This is a genomic window from Duganella lactea, assembly GCF_009857505.1.
Classification (GTDB): Bacteria; Pseudomonadota; Gammaproteobacteria; order Burkholderiales; family Burkholderiaceae_D; genus Rugamonas; species Rugamonas lactea.
The window spans coordinates 78,072-94,028 of sequence record NZ_WWCP01000004.1 but is presented as its reverse complement, the minus strand read 5'-3'; the positions used below and the strand labels follow the sequence as shown (position 1 = coordinate 94,028).

14 protein-coding genes and 1 riboswitch are annotated in these 15,957 nt (G+C 65.6%); of the genes, 6 read left to right on the top strand and 8 right to left on the bottom strand.

The features are described from left to right. Nucleotide 1: 1 nt before the first annotated feature. Nucleotides 2-2,143 carry a TonB-dependent siderophore receptor gene (locus tag GTP44_RS06065; protein WP_160991706.1) on the bottom strand — a complete coding sequence of 714 codons (2,142 nt, stop codon included), beginning with the start codon at nt 2,141-2,143 and terminating at the stop codon, nt 2-4. 56 nt (nt 2,144-2,199) lie between these two features. After that, nucleotides 2,200-2,298: riboswitch (TPP riboswitch) on the bottom strand. Between the two features lie 104 nt (nt 2,299-2,402). Between GTP44_RS06065 and GTP44_RS06060 the strand changes: the two genes are divergently transcribed. After that, nucleotides 2,403-2,900 carry an Imm26 family immunity protein gene (locus tag GTP44_RS06060; RefSeq protein WP_161018723.1) on the top strand — a complete coding sequence of 166 codons (498 nt, stop codon included), beginning with the start codon at nt 2,403-2,405 and terminating at the stop codon, nt 2,898-2,900. On the opposite strand, the gene GTP44_RS06055 is transcribed toward GTP44_RS06060, so the two are convergent. Genes GTP44_RS06055 through ompR form a run of 3 tightly spaced genes read right to left on the bottom strand, consistent with a single transcriptional unit; the run spans nt 2,875 to nt 5,726 of the window. Next, the gene (locus GTP44_RS06055; protein ID WP_229256800.1) at nt 2,875-3,591 is read right to left on the bottom strand and encodes a hypothetical protein; all 717 of its coding nucleotides are present in this window, start codon (nt 3,589-3,591) and stop codon (nt 2,875-2,877) included. The genes GTP44_RS06060 and GTP44_RS06055 overlap by 26 nt on opposite strands. Next, the gene (locus tag GTP44_RS06050) at nt 3,591-4,946 is read right to left on the bottom strand and encodes an ATP-binding protein (protein WP_161018722.1); all 1,356 of its coding nucleotides are present in this window, start codon (nt 4,944-4,946) and stop codon (nt 3,591-3,593) included. The genes GTP44_RS06055 and GTP44_RS06050 overlap by 1 nt, the downstream gene beginning before the upstream one ends. A gap of 15 nt (nt 4,947-4,961) precedes the next feature. Further along, nucleotides 4,962-5,726: an osmolarity response regulator transcription factor OmpR gene (ompR, locus tag GTP44_RS06045; protein WP_160991710.1), complete on the bottom strand. Its 765-nt coding sequence runs from the start codon at nt 5,724-5,726 to the stop codon at nt 4,962-4,964. Nucleotides 5,727-5,973: 247 nt separating this feature from the next. On the opposite strand from ompR, the gene GTP44_RS06040 reads away from it, so the two are divergent. From GTP44_RS06040 to GTP44_RS06030, 3 genes are all read left to right on the top strand, one after another. Further along, nucleotides 5,974-6,288, top strand: a complete 315-nt coding sequence (locus GTP44_RS06040; protein WP_161018721.1) for a hypothetical protein — start codon at nt 5,974-5,976, stop codon at nt 6,286-6,288. Between the two features lie 335 nt (nt 6,289-6,623). Continuing rightward, nucleotides 6,624-8,417 carry a flagellar assembly protein A gene (locus GTP44_RS06035; protein ID WP_229256799.1) on the top strand — a complete coding sequence of 598 codons (1,794 nt, stop codon included), beginning with the start codon at nt 6,624-6,626 and terminating at the stop codon, nt 8,415-8,417. A 63-nt stretch (nt 8,418-8,480) separates the two neighbouring features. Continuing rightward, a complete protein-coding gene (locus GTP44_RS06030) occupies nt 8,481-10,355 on the top strand; it encodes a flagellar assembly protein A (RefSeq protein ID WP_371867156.1) in 1,875 nt (624 codons plus the stop codon). On the opposite strand, the gene GTP44_RS06025 is transcribed toward GTP44_RS06030, so the two are convergent. Then, on the bottom strand, nt 10,352-11,245 hold the full coding sequence (locus tag GTP44_RS06025) for a LysR family transcriptional regulator (protein ID WP_161018719.1): 894 nt from the start codon (nt 11,243-11,245) through the stop codon (nt 10,352-10,354). The two genes, GTP44_RS06030 and GTP44_RS06025, sit on opposite strands and share 4 nt — an antisense overlap. 116 nt (nt 11,246-11,361) lie before the next feature. Between GTP44_RS06025 and GTP44_RS06020 the strand changes: the two genes are divergently transcribed. Then, on the top strand, nt 11,362-12,075 hold the full coding sequence (locus tag GTP44_RS06020; RefSeq protein WP_160991713.1) for a sulfite exporter TauE/SafE family protein: 714 nt from the start codon (nt 11,362-11,364) through the stop codon (nt 12,073-12,075). On the opposite strand, the gene arfB is transcribed toward GTP44_RS06020, so the two are convergent. Further along, nucleotides 12,072-12,461 carry an alternative ribosome rescue aminoacyl-tRNA hydrolase ArfB gene (gene arfB / locus GTP44_RS06015; RefSeq protein ID WP_371867155.1) on the bottom strand — a complete coding sequence of 130 codons (390 nt, stop codon included), beginning with the start codon at nt 12,459-12,461 and terminating at the stop codon, nt 12,072-12,074. The two genes, GTP44_RS06020 and arfB, sit on opposite strands and share 4 nt — an antisense overlap. A 124-nt stretch (nt 12,462-12,585) precedes the next feature. Here arfB and GTP44_RS06010 point away from each other — a divergent pair, with 124 nt between their 5' ends. Further along, entirely contained in the window at nt 12,586-13,056 is a 471-nt protein-coding gene (locus GTP44_RS06010; protein ID WP_160991715.1) for a chemotaxis protein CheW, read from the top strand. 4 nt (nt 13,057-13,060) lie between these two features. On the opposite strand, the gene GTP44_RS06005 is transcribed toward GTP44_RS06010, so the two are convergent. Both GTP44_RS06005 and prmB read right to left on the bottom strand, forming a co-directional pair. Beyond that, nucleotides 13,061-15,064: an ATP-binding cassette domain-containing protein gene (locus GTP44_RS06005; protein ID WP_160991716.1), complete on the bottom strand. Its 2,004-nt coding sequence runs from the start codon at nt 15,062-15,064 to the stop codon at nt 13,061-13,063. 2 nt (nt 15,065-15,066) lie between these two features. Further along, on the bottom strand, nt 15,067-15,954 hold the full coding sequence (gene prmB, locus GTP44_RS06000) for a 50S ribosomal protein L3 N(5)-glutamine methyltransferase (protein ID WP_161018717.1): 888 nt from the start codon (nt 15,952-15,954) through the stop codon (nt 15,067-15,069). Between the last annotated feature and the right edge of the window lie 3 nt (nt 15,955-15,957).

The window sequence follows — 15,957 nt, the reverse complement described above, 5'->3', positions numbered from 1 at the left end:
GTTAAAGGTCGAAGGTGGCCGAGATGCGCGCGGTGCGCGGGGCGCCTGGCATCAGGTAGCCGCCCAGGTCCGGCGTGACATCGCGCCAGTAGAACTTGTCGAAGGCGTTGTCGATGTTGGCACGGAAGGTGGTGTTGATGCCACCGACGCGCGTGGCATAAGACGCGCTCAAATTCACCACATGGTACTTCGGCACGAACACGGTGTTGGCCGCGTCGAAGGCTTTCTTGCCGGAGTAGATCCAGTTGGCGCCCACCTTCAGGCCCGCCACCGCCTGCACGGCGTAATCCGCATACACGGACGACTTGAAGGCGGCGACGTCGGTCACGCGCTTGCCGTCCAGCTCAGGCGAGCCGGTGCCGCTTTGCCGCGTGTTCAGCGCCGTGGCCGAGAAGCCGACCAGCAGGTCGCGCGTGGCCTGGCCCGCAAGCCCCAGTTCCAGGCCGCGATTCTGCGCCTCGCCGTTGCGCACGAAGTCATTGGCGGCGTCGGTGTACTCCAGCCCTTTGCGGATCTGGAACAGCGACACGCTGGCGCTCAGGTCGGGGCGGATATCGGCCTTGATGCCCACTTCCACCTGCTTCGATTTGCCCGGCGCCAGCGCGCGGTGTTCGTTGTTGGTGCCCATCGGCGCCACGCCGCCGTGCTCCAGTCCCTGCGCGTAAGACACATAGGTCGAGACGTTCGGACGCACGGCGTACACCAGCGCCACGTTCGGCAGCCAGAAGCCGGTGTCGGTGTGGGCGTAAGGCAGCACCACGTTGTTCTGATCCACGCCGACATACTCGTCGCGCTTGAGCTGCACGTAGCGCGCGCCGGCGTGCAGCTTGAGTTGTTCGTTCAGGCTGACGATATCCTGCGCGAACAGCGCGCGCTCGTTGTCGCGGCGGCGTTCGGACACCGGCTGGCTGCTGCCCGGCGCCGGCGCCACCATCACCGGATGGTAGATGTTGCTGGTGCCCGAGTAGTCGTACAGGTAGTCGCCCCATTTCTCGCTGTTCTTGAAGAACGAGGCGCCGGCGGTGAATGCATGCGTGATCGCGGCGGTGGCGAAGCGGCCCTGCAGCAGCGCTTGCGCGGTCAGCGGCGATTTCTTTTCGCCCAGGCTGATGTAGTTGTAGACGTCGTAGTCGCCATTGCCGCAGAAGCCGGGCGCCAGGTCCTGCGCGCCGCAGCCGTAAGGGAAGGCGGTGTAGTCGTCGCGCTTGAAGTGGTGCTGGTTGGCGCTGAGGGTGGCGTTCCAGTCCGGCGAGAACTGGTAGCTGAAGCGCGCACCGACGTTGCTGCTGGTGGTTTCCACCGGACGGCTCCACGGCTGGTCGTTCAGCAGCTGGTCGGCCGGCACGTTGGGCAGCGTGGCGTTGTTGAGCAGCTGGTAGCCGGGCGCGGTGATCTGCGATTTGCGCTGGTAGTCGGCGTCGACCTGCAACAGCGCCTGCGGCGAGAGGCGCCAGTCGAAGGCGGCCGAGACGAACTTGCGGTTGCCGTCGGCGCCCTTGATGTAGGAGCGCAGGCGCTCGCCGGCGACGTTGACGCGGTAGCCGAAGTCGGTGTTGTCGAAGCGGCCGCCCAGGTCCAGCGCGCCGTACAGCGTGCCGCGCTCGCGCGCTTCCAGCACCACGGTGCGCAGCGGCGTGTCGGTCGGACGCTTGGTGACGTAGTTGACGATGCCGCCCGGCGCCGCCACGCCGGCCTGCAGGCCGGACAGGCCTTTCAGTACTTCCAGCCGTTCCTTGTTCTCCAGCGGGATCTGGGTGTCGCCGGCGATGGCCATGCCGTCCTTGCGGTAGCTCGACGCGTTGTCCAGCTTGAAGCCGCGGATCGAGAACTGCTCGGCGTAGCCGACCGCGTTGTAGGCGTCGCTCAGGCTGGCGTCGTAGCGGGCGGCGTCGGTGGTGGAGCGGATTTGCAGGTCCAGCATCTGCTGCGCGGTCAGCACGCTGACCGAGGCCGGGGTGTCCAGCAGCGGCGCGTTGCCGAAGCCGGCAACCGAGGCCGAGGTGGCGCGGAACTTGACGCCGTTGACGACCACTTCGGGCATGGCCTGTTCGGGCGCGGCCTCATCGGCGGCGTGGGCGACGCCGGAAGTCATCTGTAAAACCGCCAGGGCGATGGCGGACACTGCAAGGTTTGGTGTGGACATATCGGCTCTCTACATGTTCGGCTGGTTGCCGGCGAAGAGAGCCATCAAAGGAGGGAGGACCGACTTTTGCGCTTTCCTTCGCTGGCATTATCCAGATCAGGTACGAAGGGTATCTCTCACCCGGAAACAACGTTCCAGGACCCCTAGCGAGGGCGCAAGTGTATCACACGTCATCCCGCGATGGCGTGCGCCGTGTTTTGCGCGGCGTCGCTACACTGCGGACTTGCGCCGCCAGAAGGCGGCCGGTGAAAGGATTTGAATGAAGCAGTCGTATCAAGAAGGGAGTTGGTTTGCCGTGCCGTTGCTCGATGGCGGCTACGGTTGGGGGCTGGTGGCGCGCATGACGCCGGGCAGCAAGATCATGCTGGCCTACCTGTTCGGTCCCAAGCTGCCGCGTTTTCCGTCGGTGGAAGAGTTGAACACCTTGCGCCCGCAGGACGCGGTCAAGGTGCTGCGCTGTGGCGACATGGCGCTGGCCAGCGGCCATTGGCGCGTGCTGGGCGACCTCGATGTGTGGCAGCCGGCGAACTGGCCGGTGCCGCAGTTCCTGCGCCGCGCCGACGCGCTCAAGCGCGCCTGGCGCGTGACGTATTCCGACAACGATCCCGGCCGCTCGGAGCGCGAGGAATCGGTGCCGTATGAAACGACCGGCCTGGAGGCCGATTCGCTGTACGGTTATGGCTCGGTCGAGCTATTGCTGACCAAGCTGCTGGAAGGCCCGGATCACCCGATCAATCAGCAGCAGTCGCGCAGCTGACATTCCACGCCGTGTACTCGCCGCGGTGCTTGCGCACCGCCACCCGCACCACGGTATCGCGGTCGCTCTCGAACACCATGCCCACCATGACCGGCGCGCCGTTGGCCGGCGACGCCGGTTCGATCGCCGCCAGGCGGAAGGTCAGCGCGCGTTGGCGTGCGCACGACGAGTTCCCGGCGAACAGCAACCGCGCGCGCGCCAGCAGTTCGCGGTGCTGCCAGATCAGCGCCTTGACGTCGTCCGGATGCACCGCCGGGTCCATACGCGTGGTGTAGCGGGCGGCGGTGCAGGGCACCTTGGGCGTGGCCAGCCACACATACCATTCCGGCGCCGCCGCCGACGGCGTCCAGCGTTCGCCCTCGGGCGCCTTGGTGTTGTAGATGTAGCTGGTGCGGATTTGCCGGCACAGGTCCGGCGTGTGGCGACGCGGCGCCGAGTCGACGCGGGCGATCACCCGCCATGGTTCGCCGCGATGGCGCTGGATGTCGAACGCCGGCGCAAACAACGAGGCGCCGCCGCTGACGCGCGGCGGCACCTGCTGGCGGTAGTATTCGTCGAAGGAGCGGCGTTCTTCCTCGGTGGCTTCGCGGGATTGCGGTGGCGGCGGCTGTGGCGTTTTCTGCGGCGCTTTGGCCGCATGCGCCAGGCCGGCCGCGCCGAACAGCGCGGTCCATATCAGGGTGCGGCGCATTACAAGCCTTTCATCACGATCTGGATCTGCAGGCCGCCGCCGTCGCGGTTGCGCACATGCAGCTCGGCGTTGTGGCGGGTGACCACGCGGTCGACAATCGCCAGCCCCAGGCCGGCGCCGTTGGCCTGGCCGCGCGCCTCGTCCAGCCGGGTGAAGGGTTTGAGCAGCTGACCGATCTGCTCGGGCGGCACGCCGACGCCGTGGTCCTGTACCTCGATGGTCACGCGCTTGGCCGCGTGCAGGCCCTTGACGCCGCACTTGATGTCGATGTCGACGTAGTCCTCGCCCGGCGTCTTGCCGTAGCGGCGGGCGTTTTCGACCAGGTTGTTGATCACGCGCTTGAGGTCGGTGGCGTTGCCCATGACGTGGGCGCCGGGCGCGATGTCGGTGGTGATGCGCACGTCCGGCTGGCGTGCGGCTTCGTGCGCGCTGTCGGTCAGCAGTTCGCTCAGGTCGACGTTGATGAAGCTGGACGCCTCGGTCGGTTTGGCGTAGTCGAGGAACTGGCCGATGATGGCGTCCATCTGGCCAATGTCGGATTGGATGCCTTCGCGCGCATCGTCCGACAGGTTGGCCATCTCCACCTCCAGCTGCATGCGCGCCAGCGGCGTGCGCAGGTCGTGCGAGATGCCGGCCAAAATCACCGCGCGGTCGGACTCCACTTGTTGCAGGTCGTCGACCATCTGGTTGAAGCTGCGGTTGGCCTCCATGATCTCCATCGGGCCTTTTTCCGGCAACGGCGCCGGGCGCTTGCCCTGGGCGAAGTCGCGCGTGGCCTGCGTCAGGCGGCGCAGCGGCAGGTTGACCAGACTGGAAATCAGCGCGGCGCCGAGCAGCGACACCAGCGACACCACGCTGGCCCAGCCCAGCCACTGGATGCCGGTCAGGCCGCGAATGCGCTCGCGCTCCAGCATCAGCCAGTACTGGTCGTCGTCGATGTTGAAGCTGACCCAGAAGCCGGCCACGCCGTTGACCTTCGACGAGAAGCGGGTGTCGGGCCCCAGCTTGGCCTTGACCAGCTTTTCAATGTCCGGCATCAGCGCGTTCTTGGCCGGCGGCTCGACCTGGTCGTCGTCCTCCAGCGGGAACACGCGGATACCCTCGTTCGACACCAGCTCGAACAGCAGCTCGCGCCGCAGTTCCGGCGCCGAGTGGGTCAGGGCGGCGTGGGTGATGGTGACCACCGAGATCACCTGCGAGGAGATCTGCTGCACCTGCGGCTCGTGCTGCACCACGCTGATCATGCCGACCCAGGCCGTCATGCTGGTGGTGGTCAGCGCGCCGAGCAGGAAGAAGGTGCGCCAGAATAAGCCGCTTTTCAGGCGGGCCAGGCGGAACGAGAACGGCAACTTCATGGACGCTGCCGCCCCTTAGCGCGGCTGGCCCTCCGGGATGAACACGTAGCCCAGGCCCCAGACGGTCTGGATGTACAGCGGGCTCGATGGATCGGGTTCGATCAGCTTGCGCAGGCGCGAGATCTGCACGTCCAGGCTGCGGTCGAACACCTCGTATTCGCGGCCGCGCGCCAGTTCCATCAGCTTTTCGCGCGACAGCGGCTGGCGCGCGTGGCGGGCGAACACTTTCAGCACCGAGAACTCGCCGGTGGTCAGCGGCACGGTCTCGCCGTTTTTTTTCAGCGTGCGCGTGCCCAGATCCAGCACAAACTGGCCGAACTCGAAGGTCTGCGGGGTTTCCGACGGCGCGCCGGGGATTTCGTCCGGGCCGCGGCGGCGCAGCACGGCGCCGATGCGGGCCACCAGTTCGCGCGGGTTGAACGGCTTGGGCAGATAGTCGTCGGCGCCCATTTCCAGGCCGACGATGCGGTCGACGTCCTCGCCCTTGGCGGTCAGCATGATGATCGGCGTCTGGTCGCCGGCGCCGCGCAGGCGGCGGCAGATCGACAGGCCATCCTCGCCGGGCAGCATCAGGTCCAGCACCAGCAGGTCGTAGCGTTCGCGCAACCACAGTTTGTTCATCGCGGTCGCGCTTTCGGCGGTGAAGACGCTGAAGCCTTGCTCGGTCAGATAGCGGCGCAGCAGGTCGCGCAGGCGGACATCGTCGTCCACCACCATGATCTTGGCGACGTGGCCTGGCGCGTTGGCGGCGGTATTGCCGGAATCAGTTGTACTTGTCATTTGGCAGCCAGAATTGTCAGATTTATTTTGCTATGGTAACGTCATATTCGTCCTGCGAAAACGCGCACGGAACGAGTCATTACAATTTTTTACAAACTTTACCCATTTAGCCTTACCCCTCAGGTCAAAGCATCATACACTTTGGTCATAGATTCAGCTTTCGGGAAACGCCATGGTCATCGATCACAAAAAAATATCCGCTGCAGCTTGCGCATCTTTTTGCGTTCGGTCTCCGTTGGCCTCCGCGATGCTGTGCTGCGGTCTGCTCGGCGCCGGCGCCGGGCATGCGCAGGAGGGGCCGCGCCGCGAGCCGCAGCAGCAAGGGCAGATCAGCCAGCGCGCCGAACAGCAACAACAGCCGCGCGCCATCGAGGCGCGTCAGCTCGATCAGCGCCGCTACGAGGAGCGCGCCGAGGAGCACCGCCGCGCCATGCAGGAAGCCAGCCGTAATGCCGAGATGAACCGCCGCGTCGGCCGCATGACGCCGGACGAGCGGCGCGACCTGCGCCGCCAGATCAACGAGGTTGGCCAGGACCTGTACTCGGTGCCGCCGAAACGCTGACCTTTTCCGTTGTTTTCTTGTCTTGGCATTGCCTGAGCATCAAGCAAAAATAAGAAAACGCTATAGTTATTACTTTCATAGTATTAATCTGTATCAATATCCTGACACACGGCGCCCCAGCGGCGCCGATTTTCATGGTTTTCGCATAGTCTAAGTGTAATATCTGTTTATTACACGCAACGCCTCTCGGCCGCATGCGTGCCGTTTGGAGGAAGACCGTGGTTCAAGACGTTGCACCCGCGGCGCCCGCCGCCAGCCAGGAGCCAGAAGCTTCGGGACGTGGCTGGCCCCTTGGTTTGGTCAAGCGTGCGGATGGTATTTATATCGATCTGGGCATGACCAAGTCGGCGCTGATGGCGGCGGTGACAGATGTGTTTCAATCGGGCTGGTATTTCACCGGCCTGGATTACGCCGCCCTGATGCTGGCGCTGTACGGCGTTGGCCGCGACCCCGGGGCGCTGCAGGCCTTGCGCCTGGCCGACAATGCGCGGGTGTTCGACAGTGCCCGCCAGGCACTCTACAAGCCGCCCAAAATGAGCTTGTCGTATGCCGAATACTATTTCCAGCAACAGTACACCGAGGCGCAAACGCTGCCCGACGGCACGCTGCTGCCGGAGCGTCCGGTGCAGCTGGACATCGACGAATTCATCGCCTTCATGTGGACACAGAATATCCGCTTCGGCATCGACGTCGCGGCGGTGAGGGCGGCCATGGCGTCGGCCAAACCGGAGCGCATCACCTTCGCCTGCGATCTGGAACCGGCGCCGGGGCAGGATGCCTGCGCGGTCGAAGTGTCGGCCGAGCTGCATCGCAGCGATGCGCCCAAGGCGCGCGCCGACGGCCGCATCGACCTGCAAAGCTTCCAGAACCGCTTCCCGCAGATCAAGGCGGAGATGCGGCTGCTGCAAAAGCGCGAGCCGGTGCCGGGACTGCCCGGCTTCGATCTGGCCGGACGCAAGACCGAGCCGCCGCCGCCCAAGGACCTGAAGCTGGCCTTTCTGGCCGGCGACGGCACCGAGGCCAGGAGCTTCGAGGACGGCGAATATCTGGTGTCGACGCGCGAGGGCTTCCTCAGTGTGGACACCAAGTCGAACCGCATTTCCATCACCGATAAAATCATCAGCCGGGAAGGCGTCAGCGGCCGCACCACGGGCAATCTGCAACTGGCCGGGGCCTACGAGGAATACGGCGACGTGCAGGAGCAGCGCGACGTCACCGGCAGCGATGTGACGGTGCACGGCAATGTCTACGGCAATATCCATTCGCGCGGCGGCACCGTGGTGCTGGACCAGAACCTGGTCAGCGGCAGCGTGCATAACGCCGCCGGCGACATCCGCATCGCCGGCGTGTCGTCCAATTCGGTGGTCTATGCGGCCGACGGCGCCATCACCATGCAGCGCGCTGAAAACTGCGTGATCTCCGGCACCCGCGTCAAGATCGAGGAGGCGCTGAATTGCGAGATCATCGGCGATGAGGTGCTGGTGTCGGTGGCCGAGGGTTGCGCCATCGCCGGTCGCAACGTCGAAGTGGAAAGCGCCGGGCCGCGGCGGCGGACCGAAATGGTCATCTATGTGCTGGTCAAGGATGTCACTCAGTTCGATCAGGAGATCGAGGAGCTGGAGATGCGCATCGCCGAGCTGGCGCAGACCAATGCCGACAGCCAGCGCGAGACCGAGCGCATTTCGGCGCTGCCGGACGTGCGCCGCTACCTGGCGCTGGCGGCCAGGCTGCGCACACAGGAACTGGTGCTGACGCCGGAGCAGGGACAGCATCTGCGCAAGATCGCCAGCGCGGTGTCTGGCGAGATGAAAGCCATCCAGACGTTGAAGCAGGACCTGCAGGTCGGCATGACCCAGCACAAGCTGCTCAGCGACCGGCTGGCGCAAGTGGTCGAACACAAGGTGGAGGCGGCCGGCATCGCCCGCTGCGGCCTGCACATGGCCAGCGGCGAGACCCTGGTGCGCACCATGCCGTTTGCGGCCGACAGCGCGGCGCTGCGCCAGTTGCAGCCCAAGGACCTGAAGCAGCGTCTGCGCGGCACGCCGGGCGCCGGCCAGTTGCTGTTTGCCGACAGCGCCGGCTCGCTCGACTGGCACCTCAATCCGCGCCTGCGGCCAAGCGCCCCTTGATGCGGCTGGCGCAAGCACGCCGTAAATGCTAATCTAAGCTACTATTTTCCTGGGGATTAGACTGTGTCAGACGACGCTACGGCGCTGGAATCAAATGCGGAAGGGGATTTGCCGCCGGCGCTCGTCCAGCGCGACGATGGTGTCTACTTCAAGGCCGATGCGACGCCGCTGGCCTGCCTGACGGCGGTCAGCCAGATCTTCATGAGCAGCGCCTTCTTCGGCGGTCTGGATTACGCGGTGTTCAGCAAGACGCTGTACAACGTCGGCCCGGACCTGCCGCCGCCGCAGGGGGACGCGCCCGAGCCACTGCTGCGCTTTGCCGACATCATCCTGCCTTTCCATGCGGCGCGGCGCGCCTTGTACAAAACCGTCAAGGTGATCAACGGCGAGGCCGAGTACTACTTCGAGCAGGTGTATATGGAGCTGCCGGATATGATGCCGCAGCCGGCGCGCCTGAACTTCGACGAATTCGTCGCCGACATGTGGATCAAGGGCATCCGCTTCGGCATCGACGCGCCGGTGGTGCGCGATATCATCGGCACCGGGCGGCTGGGGCGCATCGTCGTCGCGCGGCGCCTGAAGCCGGTGCCGGGCCGCGACGCCACCATCGTTGAAGTGTCGCAGGATATCCACCGCAGCAACGCGCCCAAGGACATGGGCGAGGGGCGGCTGGATTTGCAGACGTTTCAGAACCGCTTCCCGCAGGTCAAGCCCAACGTCAAGCTGCTGCGCAAGGTGCCGCGCGCGGCGGGCGTGCGCGGTTACGAGCTTTCCGGCCTGGTGCTGGAGCCGCCGGTGCCCAAGGATGTGAACCTGGCCTCGATGGCCGGCCAGGGCACGCTGGTCGAGCAACTGCGGGGTGGCGAGTTTCTGGTGTCGGCCGTCGAGGGCTACATCAGCGTGGACCCGGCCAGCAAGCGGCTGTCGATCGGTCCCAAGATCATCAGCCGCGAGGGTGTCAGCCTGCGCACCACCGGCAACCTGCAACTGACTGCGGAGTACGAGGAGTTTGGCGATGTGCAGGAGCAGCGCGTGGTCGAAGGCGGCAACATCACCATCCACGGCAATGTGTTCGGCAATATCGCCTCGCGCGGCGGCGACATCTCGCTCAACAAGAATCTGATGGGCGGCAGCGCCACCAATGTCGATGGCGCGATCCGCGTGCGCGGCGTGGCGTCGGGTGCGGTGCTGCAGAGCAGGCAGGGCGAGATCACGCTGACGCGCGCCGAGAGCTGCATCATCGCCGCCACCCGGGTGGTGATCGGCGAGGCCCGCAACTGCGAGATCCTGGCCGACGAGGTGGTGATCAAGGTGGCCGAGGGCTGCGCGATCGCCGCCCGCAAGATCGAGATTCAGCTGGCCGGACCGCGCAAGCAGAGCGAGATGCTGCTGTACGCGCTGGTGCCGGACACCTCGACGTACGACAAGAAGATCGCCGAGCTGCAGCCGCGCGTGGCCACGGCCGCGCGCGAGGCCGAGACGTGCAAGGCGGAGATGGACCTGATCACCGGCCAGGCCGACGTGCGCAAGTATCTGACGCTGGCCACCCGCGTGCGCAAGCGCGAGGTGACGCTGACGCCGGAGCAGCTGCCGCTGTTCCAGAAGATGGCGGAGTCGGTGGGGCCGTCGCTGCGCCAGGTGGCGAAGATTTCGCTGGCGATGAAGGCGGCGCAGTTGCGGCATGCGCAGGCGCAGGAGGAAGTCACTCAGGTGCAGGCGCAGAAGAAGGAGATGCAGCGCGGCTCGCGCTGCGTGGTCGAGCTGCTGACCGGCGACGTGCTGCTGCGGACCATGGCGTTCGTGCCGGGCGAGCCGCCGCTGTACGACCGTCCCGCCAAGGACGTCAAAGCCAAGGTCCGCACGGCGGCACCGGGGATGACGGTGCTGCATAGCGGCCGGTTTGGGCCGATTCGCTGGGCGCCGCAGGTCGACGATTAATCCGGCCGGCGCAACGCCGCCAGCAGCTCGCGCGCATAGCCGGGCAGCGCCGCCTCGTCGCGCACGCAGATCAGCAGCTTGCGGTCGGCCCAGTCGTCGCTCAGTTTCACCATGCGCAGCGGTTCCGAACCGCGGCGCGCGGCCGTCGCCGGCAGGATGGCCAGCCCGGCGCCGCTGGCCACCATGCGGCTCACCGCCTCGAAACCGCGTAATCTGATCTTGCAATGGAAGCGCCGGCCGAGCCGCGTCGCCTGTTCGATGGCGTTCTGCTGAAAGGCGCTGTCGCCGGCCAGGCCGATGAAGTCGTGCTCCAGCGCCTGCACGAAGGCCATGCGGCGCTGGTTGCCGAGCTGTCGCGCCAGTGGGTGGCCGGGCGCCATCACCAGCACCAGCGGATCGTCGCGGAAGGGGAAGGTTTGCAGCGTGGCCCGGTCCACCGCGTCCGAGATGATGCCGATGTCGGCGGCGCCGTCGGCCACCGCCTGCACGATCTCGCGGCTCATGCGTTCTTCCAGGTTGATGCTCAGGCGCGGATGGGTCTTGAGAAAGGCCGCCAGCGCGTCCGGCAGGAACTCGGTGATGGCCGAGGTGTTGCACAACATGCGCACCTGGCCTTTGAGGCCGGCGGCGAATTGCGCCAGCTCGGCGTGCATGTTTTCCACCTGGCGAGTGATGGTGCGCGCATGCTGCAGCAGCGTGCGACCGGCCTCGGTCGGTTCGGCGCCGCGCCGGCCGCGTTGTAGCAGCGGCACGCTGAGCGCTTCCTCCATGCCGCGCACGCGCGCGCTGGCCGAGGGCAGTGCCAGGTGCGACAATTCCGCGCCGGCGGTGATGCTGCCGCTTTCGGCGATATGGATGAATAGTTGTAAGTCGGTCAGGTCGAAGCGCATAGTCTGGAAGCCTGGCCTGGAAGCACAGCCTGGAAGTACGGCCTAAGTATTATCCGAAGTCTGCCTCAGTATATTCCACATTTTCAGACCGGTCGCGGCGCGTCACAATACGCTCTATGGATATCTTGTTTATTGCCGCTGTTTTCGTGACCGCGGGCCTGGTGAAGGGCGTTACCGGCATGGGTCTGCCGACCGTGGCGATCGCGCTGCTGTCGCTGCGCATGCCGCCGCTGCAGGCCGCCGCCTTGCTGATTGTGCCTTCGTCGGTGACGAACGTTTGGCAACTGGCCTCCGGACCGTCGGTGTATCCGCTGTGGCAGCGCTTCCGCTGGGTGTTGCTGTCGATGTGTGCCGGCGTGGCGATCGCTTTCGTGCTGGGCTCCGCGACGTGGAACGGAGCGGTGCTCGGCGGCGCGCTGGCGGCGTATGGCTTGCTGGGCCTGACCGGATGGCGTATGCGGGTGGCGCCGCGTTGCGAGCGCTGGGCCGGGCCGCTGGTCGGCGTGGTGACGGGGCTGCTGGGCGGCGTGACCGGCGTGTTCGTGATGCCGGCGGCGCCCTATCTGCAAGCGCTGAATCTGGAGCGGGAGGATTTGCTGCAGGCGATGGGCATGGCCTTCACGGTCGGCACGCTGTCGCTGGCGGTGATGCTGGCCTTGCGCAGCGAGTGGCATGTGACGGCGGCTGGCAACTCGGCGCTGGCGCTGATCCCGACCATCGCCGGCATGCTGCTGGGCCAGAAGCTGCGCGGCCGCATGGCGCCGGCCATGTTCCGCCGCTGCTTCTTCCTCGCCCTGCTGGCGCTGGGCGTCCATCAACTGCTGCGTTAAAACGCGACCTTGCCGCGCATCTGTTTGCGCTCGCCATCCTTGGCCTTGCCGTCGAGGCGGCGGCGCTGGGAGCTGTAGGTGGGCTTGGTGGGCCGGCGCACGGTGGGCGGCACGGCCACGCTATCGACCATTTCCTGCAGCCGGCGCAAGGCGTCCTGCTTGTTGGCGCCAAGGCTGCGCGACTGCTGCGCCTTCATCACGATCACGCCCTCGCGTGTGATGCGGCTGTCGTGCAGTGCGGCCAGCCTTTCCTTGATCTGCTCCGGCAGCGACGAGGCGGCGATGTCGAAGCGCACATGCACGGCGTTCGACACCTTGTTGACATTCTGCCCGCCCGGCCCCTGGGCGCGGATGGCGGTGAATTCCACTTCGTCGGGATTGATCATGTAGTGCATTCAACGATTGTAGCAAACACACTGCGGCGCCGGGAAATGTTGACGCCTGTCAACGCTGGCCATGAGGCGCGCGGTTACGATGGCTACTGCTGTTCTCCCGAACGAAAGGATCATTATGGCTTCTCCGAACATGCCTGCTGCCGAGGCGCGCCAGTACCTGGTCTTCCGGCTGGGCGGACTTGATTACGCGCTGGACTTCACCAAGGTGCAGGAGCTGCGCCCCTTGCAGGCGCTGGAGCGCTTTTCGTCGGCCGGGGAGATCATCAGCGGCGTGGTGGTGTCGCGCGGCGTGATCATGCCGATCGTGGACATGCGCGTCGCTTTCGGTCCACGTCCGCCGCAGCACGATCCGCTGACGGATGTGATCATCCTCAAGCTGTCGAACTGCGTGATGGGGATGGTGGTGGACGGCGTGACCGATATCGTCGCGCTGACGCCGGCGCAGATCCAGCCGGTGGTCGGCGCGGCGGCGGTGGACTATCTGATCGGCGTGGGGGAAGTGGACGGGCGCCGGCTGATCGTGGTGGACATCGACAAGCTGATGTCCATCCGCAAAGTGCAGTTCGGCGCCCGCCAGGCGGCTTGACGACTTAGCCCAGCGCCTCCAGCTGCTCATTTAGCTGCAGCCACTGTTCTTCCAGTTCGCCCAGCTCCTTGCCGCAATAGGCCTGCTCGGCCAGCAGCTCTTTGAGCTTGCCCTTGTTGGCGGCGTCGTAGATCGACTCCGCGCCCAGTTGCACATCCACATCGGCCTTCTTCGCGGTGAGCTTGGCGATCTGCTCGTCGAGACGCTTGATCTTTTGCTCGATCGGTTTGCGCTGCGCCGACAGGCGCTGGCGGTCTTCCGCTTCCTGGCGTTTCTGCTCCTTGCTGGGAGCTGGCGCCGCCACCACGGGTTTTGGTGGCGCCACCGGCGACTGCACCGGGAAGTCGGTCTTGTTGTCCTTGCCCGCCGCCGGCAGCACGTCGGTGCCTTTCCCCAGCTTGGTCTGGAACAGCCAGTCCTTGTAGTCATCCAGGTCGCCGTCGAACGGCTGCAATTTGCCGTCGGCGACGATGATGAACTGGTCGGTGGTGGCGCGCAGCAGGTGGCGATCGTGCGACACCACCACCAGCGTGCCCTCGAACTGCGCCAGCGCCTCGGTCAGCGCCTCGCGGGTTTCCAGGTCCAGGTGATTGGTCGGTTCATCGAGCAGCAGCAGGTTGGGGCGCTGCCAGACGATCAACGCCAGCGCCAGGCGTGCCTTCTCGCCGCCGGAGAACGGCGCGATCGGGCTGGTGACCATGGTGCCGGGGAAGTTGAAGCCGCCGAGGAAGTTGCGCAGTTCCTGCTCGCGCGTGGTCGGCGCGATCTTCGCCAGATGCCACAGCGGCGATTCGTCGTGGCGCAGCATCTCCACCTGGTGCTGGGCGAAGTAGCCGATGTTCAGGCCCTTGCCGGTGGTCGATTCGCCGGTCAGCGGCGTCAGCTCGCCGGCGATGGTCTTGATCAGCGTCGATTTACCGGCGCCGTTAATCCCCAGCAGGCCGATACGCTGGCCGGTCTGCAGCGAGAAGTTGATGCCGCGGACGATGGTTTTCTCGGTGATCTCGCCGGTCTTGTCGTTCTCGCTGCGGTAGCCGGCGTTGACGTCGTCCATCACCAGCAGCGGGTTCGGTGCGCTCAGCGGCTCGCGGAACTCGAACGAGAATTCGGCGGCGGCGCGCAGTGGCGCCAGTTCTTCCATCTTGGCCAGCGCCTTCATGCGGCTCTGTGCCTGGCGTGCCTTGGACGCTTGCGCCTTGAAGCGGTTGACGAAAGATTCCAGGTGGGCGCGCTTGCGCTGTTGTTTTTCCAGTGCGCCGGCGGCCAGTATCATTTGCGCCGCGCGCTGACGTTCGAAGGCCGAGTAGTTGCCCGAATAGCGTTTCAGCTTGCGTTCGTCGATGTGCACCACGACGTTGACGATTTCGTCGAGGAAGTCGCGGTCGTGGGAGATGATCAGCAGTGTGCCGGTGTAGCGTTTGAGCCAGTCTTCCAGCCAGATGATGGCGTCCAGATCCAGGTGGTTGGTCGGTTCATCGAGCAGCAGCAGGTCGGAAGGGCACATCAGCGCCTGCGCCAGATTCAGGCGCATGCGCCAGCCGCCGGAGAAGCTGGCCACCGGTTGCTGCATCTGGTCGAGCGTGAAGCCAAGGCCCAGCAACAGCTGCTCGCCGCGCGACTGCACGGTGTAAGCGTCGGCGTCGGCCAGCGCGCCGTAGATATCGCCCATGGCGATGCCGTTCTCGGTCGATTCGGGTTCCGACTCCAGGCGCGCCAGTTCGGCTTCCAGCTTGCGCAGGCCGACGTCGCCGTCGATGGCGTAATCGAGGGCGGCGCGCTCCAGCGGCGGGGTTTCCTGCGCCACGTAGGCGACGCGCCATTTGGCCGGGAAGTCGATGTCGCCCTGGTCCGGGTGCAGCTCGCCGCGCATCATGGCGAACAGGCTGGATTTGCCGGCGCCGTTGGCGCCGATCAGACCGATTTTATCGCCGGGGTTGAGGGTGACGTCGACTTGTTCCAGCAGCGGCTTCACGCCGCGCATCAGGCTTACTTGATTAAAACGGATCATATTTACAGTTTGAGTTGGTCGGCCGTCAGCAGGAAGACCATGTCGTCGCCGTTGCTGGTGGTGAGCCAGGTCAGGCCCAGTTCACCGAATGCGGCTTCGGCAAATTCTTTTTCATTGCCGATTTCGACGATCAGCAGACCGTCGTCGGTCAGGCGTTCGGCGGCGCCGGCGACGATGCGACGCACCAGGTCCATGCCGTCCTTGCCGCCGTCCAGCGCCAGTTCGGGTTCGGCGCGGTATTCCATCGGCAGCTTGCTCATCGAGCCGCTGTTGACGTAGGGCGGGTTGGTGATGATCAGGTCATACTTTTTGGCCGGCACATTGGCGTACAGGTCGGAGTGGATCAGCGTCAGGCGGTCTTCCAGCTCGTAGGTGGCGACGTTGCGTTTGGCTACTTCCAGCGCGTCGGCCGAGATGTCGACCGCGTCGACCCGCGCGTCCGGGAAGGCGTCCGCCATCATGATCGCCAGGCAGCCGGACCCGGTGCACAGTTCCAGGATGTTCGACACATTCTCGGGCTGGTTGACCCACGGCGCGAAGTAGTCGGGAATCAGCTCGGCGATGAAGGAGCGCGGCACGATGGTGCGCTCGTCGACGTAGAACTTGTAAGTGCCCAGCCACGCCTCGTTGGTGATGTAGGCCGCCGGAATGCGCTCGACCACGCGGCGCTCGATCACCGCCAGCACCGACGCCACTTCCTCGGGCAGCAGCCGGGCGTCCAGGAACGGGTCCAGGCGGTCCAGCGGCAGCTTGAGCGTGTGCAGGATCAGATAGGCCGCCTCGTCGAACGCCTCCATGCTGCCATGGCCGAAGAACAGCTGGGCGGTATTGAAGCGGGTGACGGCGTAGCGCAGCAGGTCGCGCGGCGTGGTGAAAAGAGTTGTGTTCATGGC

What these genes read in the sequence shown, in the direction of transcription:
- prmB (WP_161018717.1), bottom strand. Translation starts at nt 15,954, where the DNA reads ATGAACACAACTCTTTTCACCACGCCGCGCGACCTGCTGCGCTACGCC.
- GTP44_RS06035 (WP_229256799.1), top strand. Translation starts at nt 6,624, where the DNA reads ATGACCAAGTCGGCGCTGATGGCGGCGGTGACAGATGTGTTTCAATCG.
- GTP44_RS06055 (WP_229256800.1), bottom strand. Translation starts at nt 3,591, where the DNA reads ATGCGCCGCACCCTGATATGGACCGCGCTGTTCGGCGCGGCCGGCCTG.
- GTP44_RS06020 (WP_160991713.1), top strand. Translation starts at nt 11,362, where the DNA reads ATGGATATCTTGTTTATTGCCGCTGTTTTCGTGACCGCGGGCCTGGTG.
- arfB (WP_371867155.1), bottom strand. Translation starts at nt 12,461, where the DNA reads ATGATCAATCCCGACGAAGTGGAATTCACCGCCATCCGCGCCCAGGGG.
- GTP44_RS06010 (WP_160991715.1), top strand. Translation starts at nt 12,586, where the DNA reads ATGGCTTCTCCGAACATGCCTGCTGCCGAGGCGCGCCAGTACCTGGTC.
- GTP44_RS06050 (WP_161018722.1), bottom strand. Translation starts at nt 4,946, where the DNA reads ATGAAGTTGCCGTTCTCGTTCCGCCTGGCCCGCCTGAAAAGCGGCTTA.
- GTP44_RS06065 (WP_160991706.1), bottom strand. Translation starts at nt 2,143, where the DNA reads ATGTCCACACCAAACCTTGCAGTGTCCGCCATCGCCCTGGCGGTTTTA.
- GTP44_RS06025 (WP_161018719.1), bottom strand. Translation starts at nt 11,245, where the DNA reads ATGCGCTTCGACCTGACCGACTTACAACTATTCATCCATATCGCCGAA.
- GTP44_RS06040 (WP_161018721.1), top strand. Translation starts at nt 5,974, where the DNA reads ATGCTGTGCTGCGGTCTGCTCGGCGCCGGCGCCGGGCATGCGCAGGAG.
- GTP44_RS06060 (WP_161018723.1), top strand. Translation starts at nt 2,403, where the DNA reads ATGAAGCAGTCGTATCAAGAAGGGAGTTGGTTTGCCGTGCCGTTGCTC.
- GTP44_RS06005 (WP_160991716.1), bottom strand. Translation starts at nt 15,064, where the DNA reads ATGATCCGTTTTAATCAAGTAAGCCTGATGCGCGGCGTGAAGCCGCTG.
- ompR (WP_160991710.1), bottom strand. Translation starts at nt 5,726, where the DNA reads ATGACAAGTACAACTGATTCCGGCAATACCGCCGCCAACGCGCCAGGC.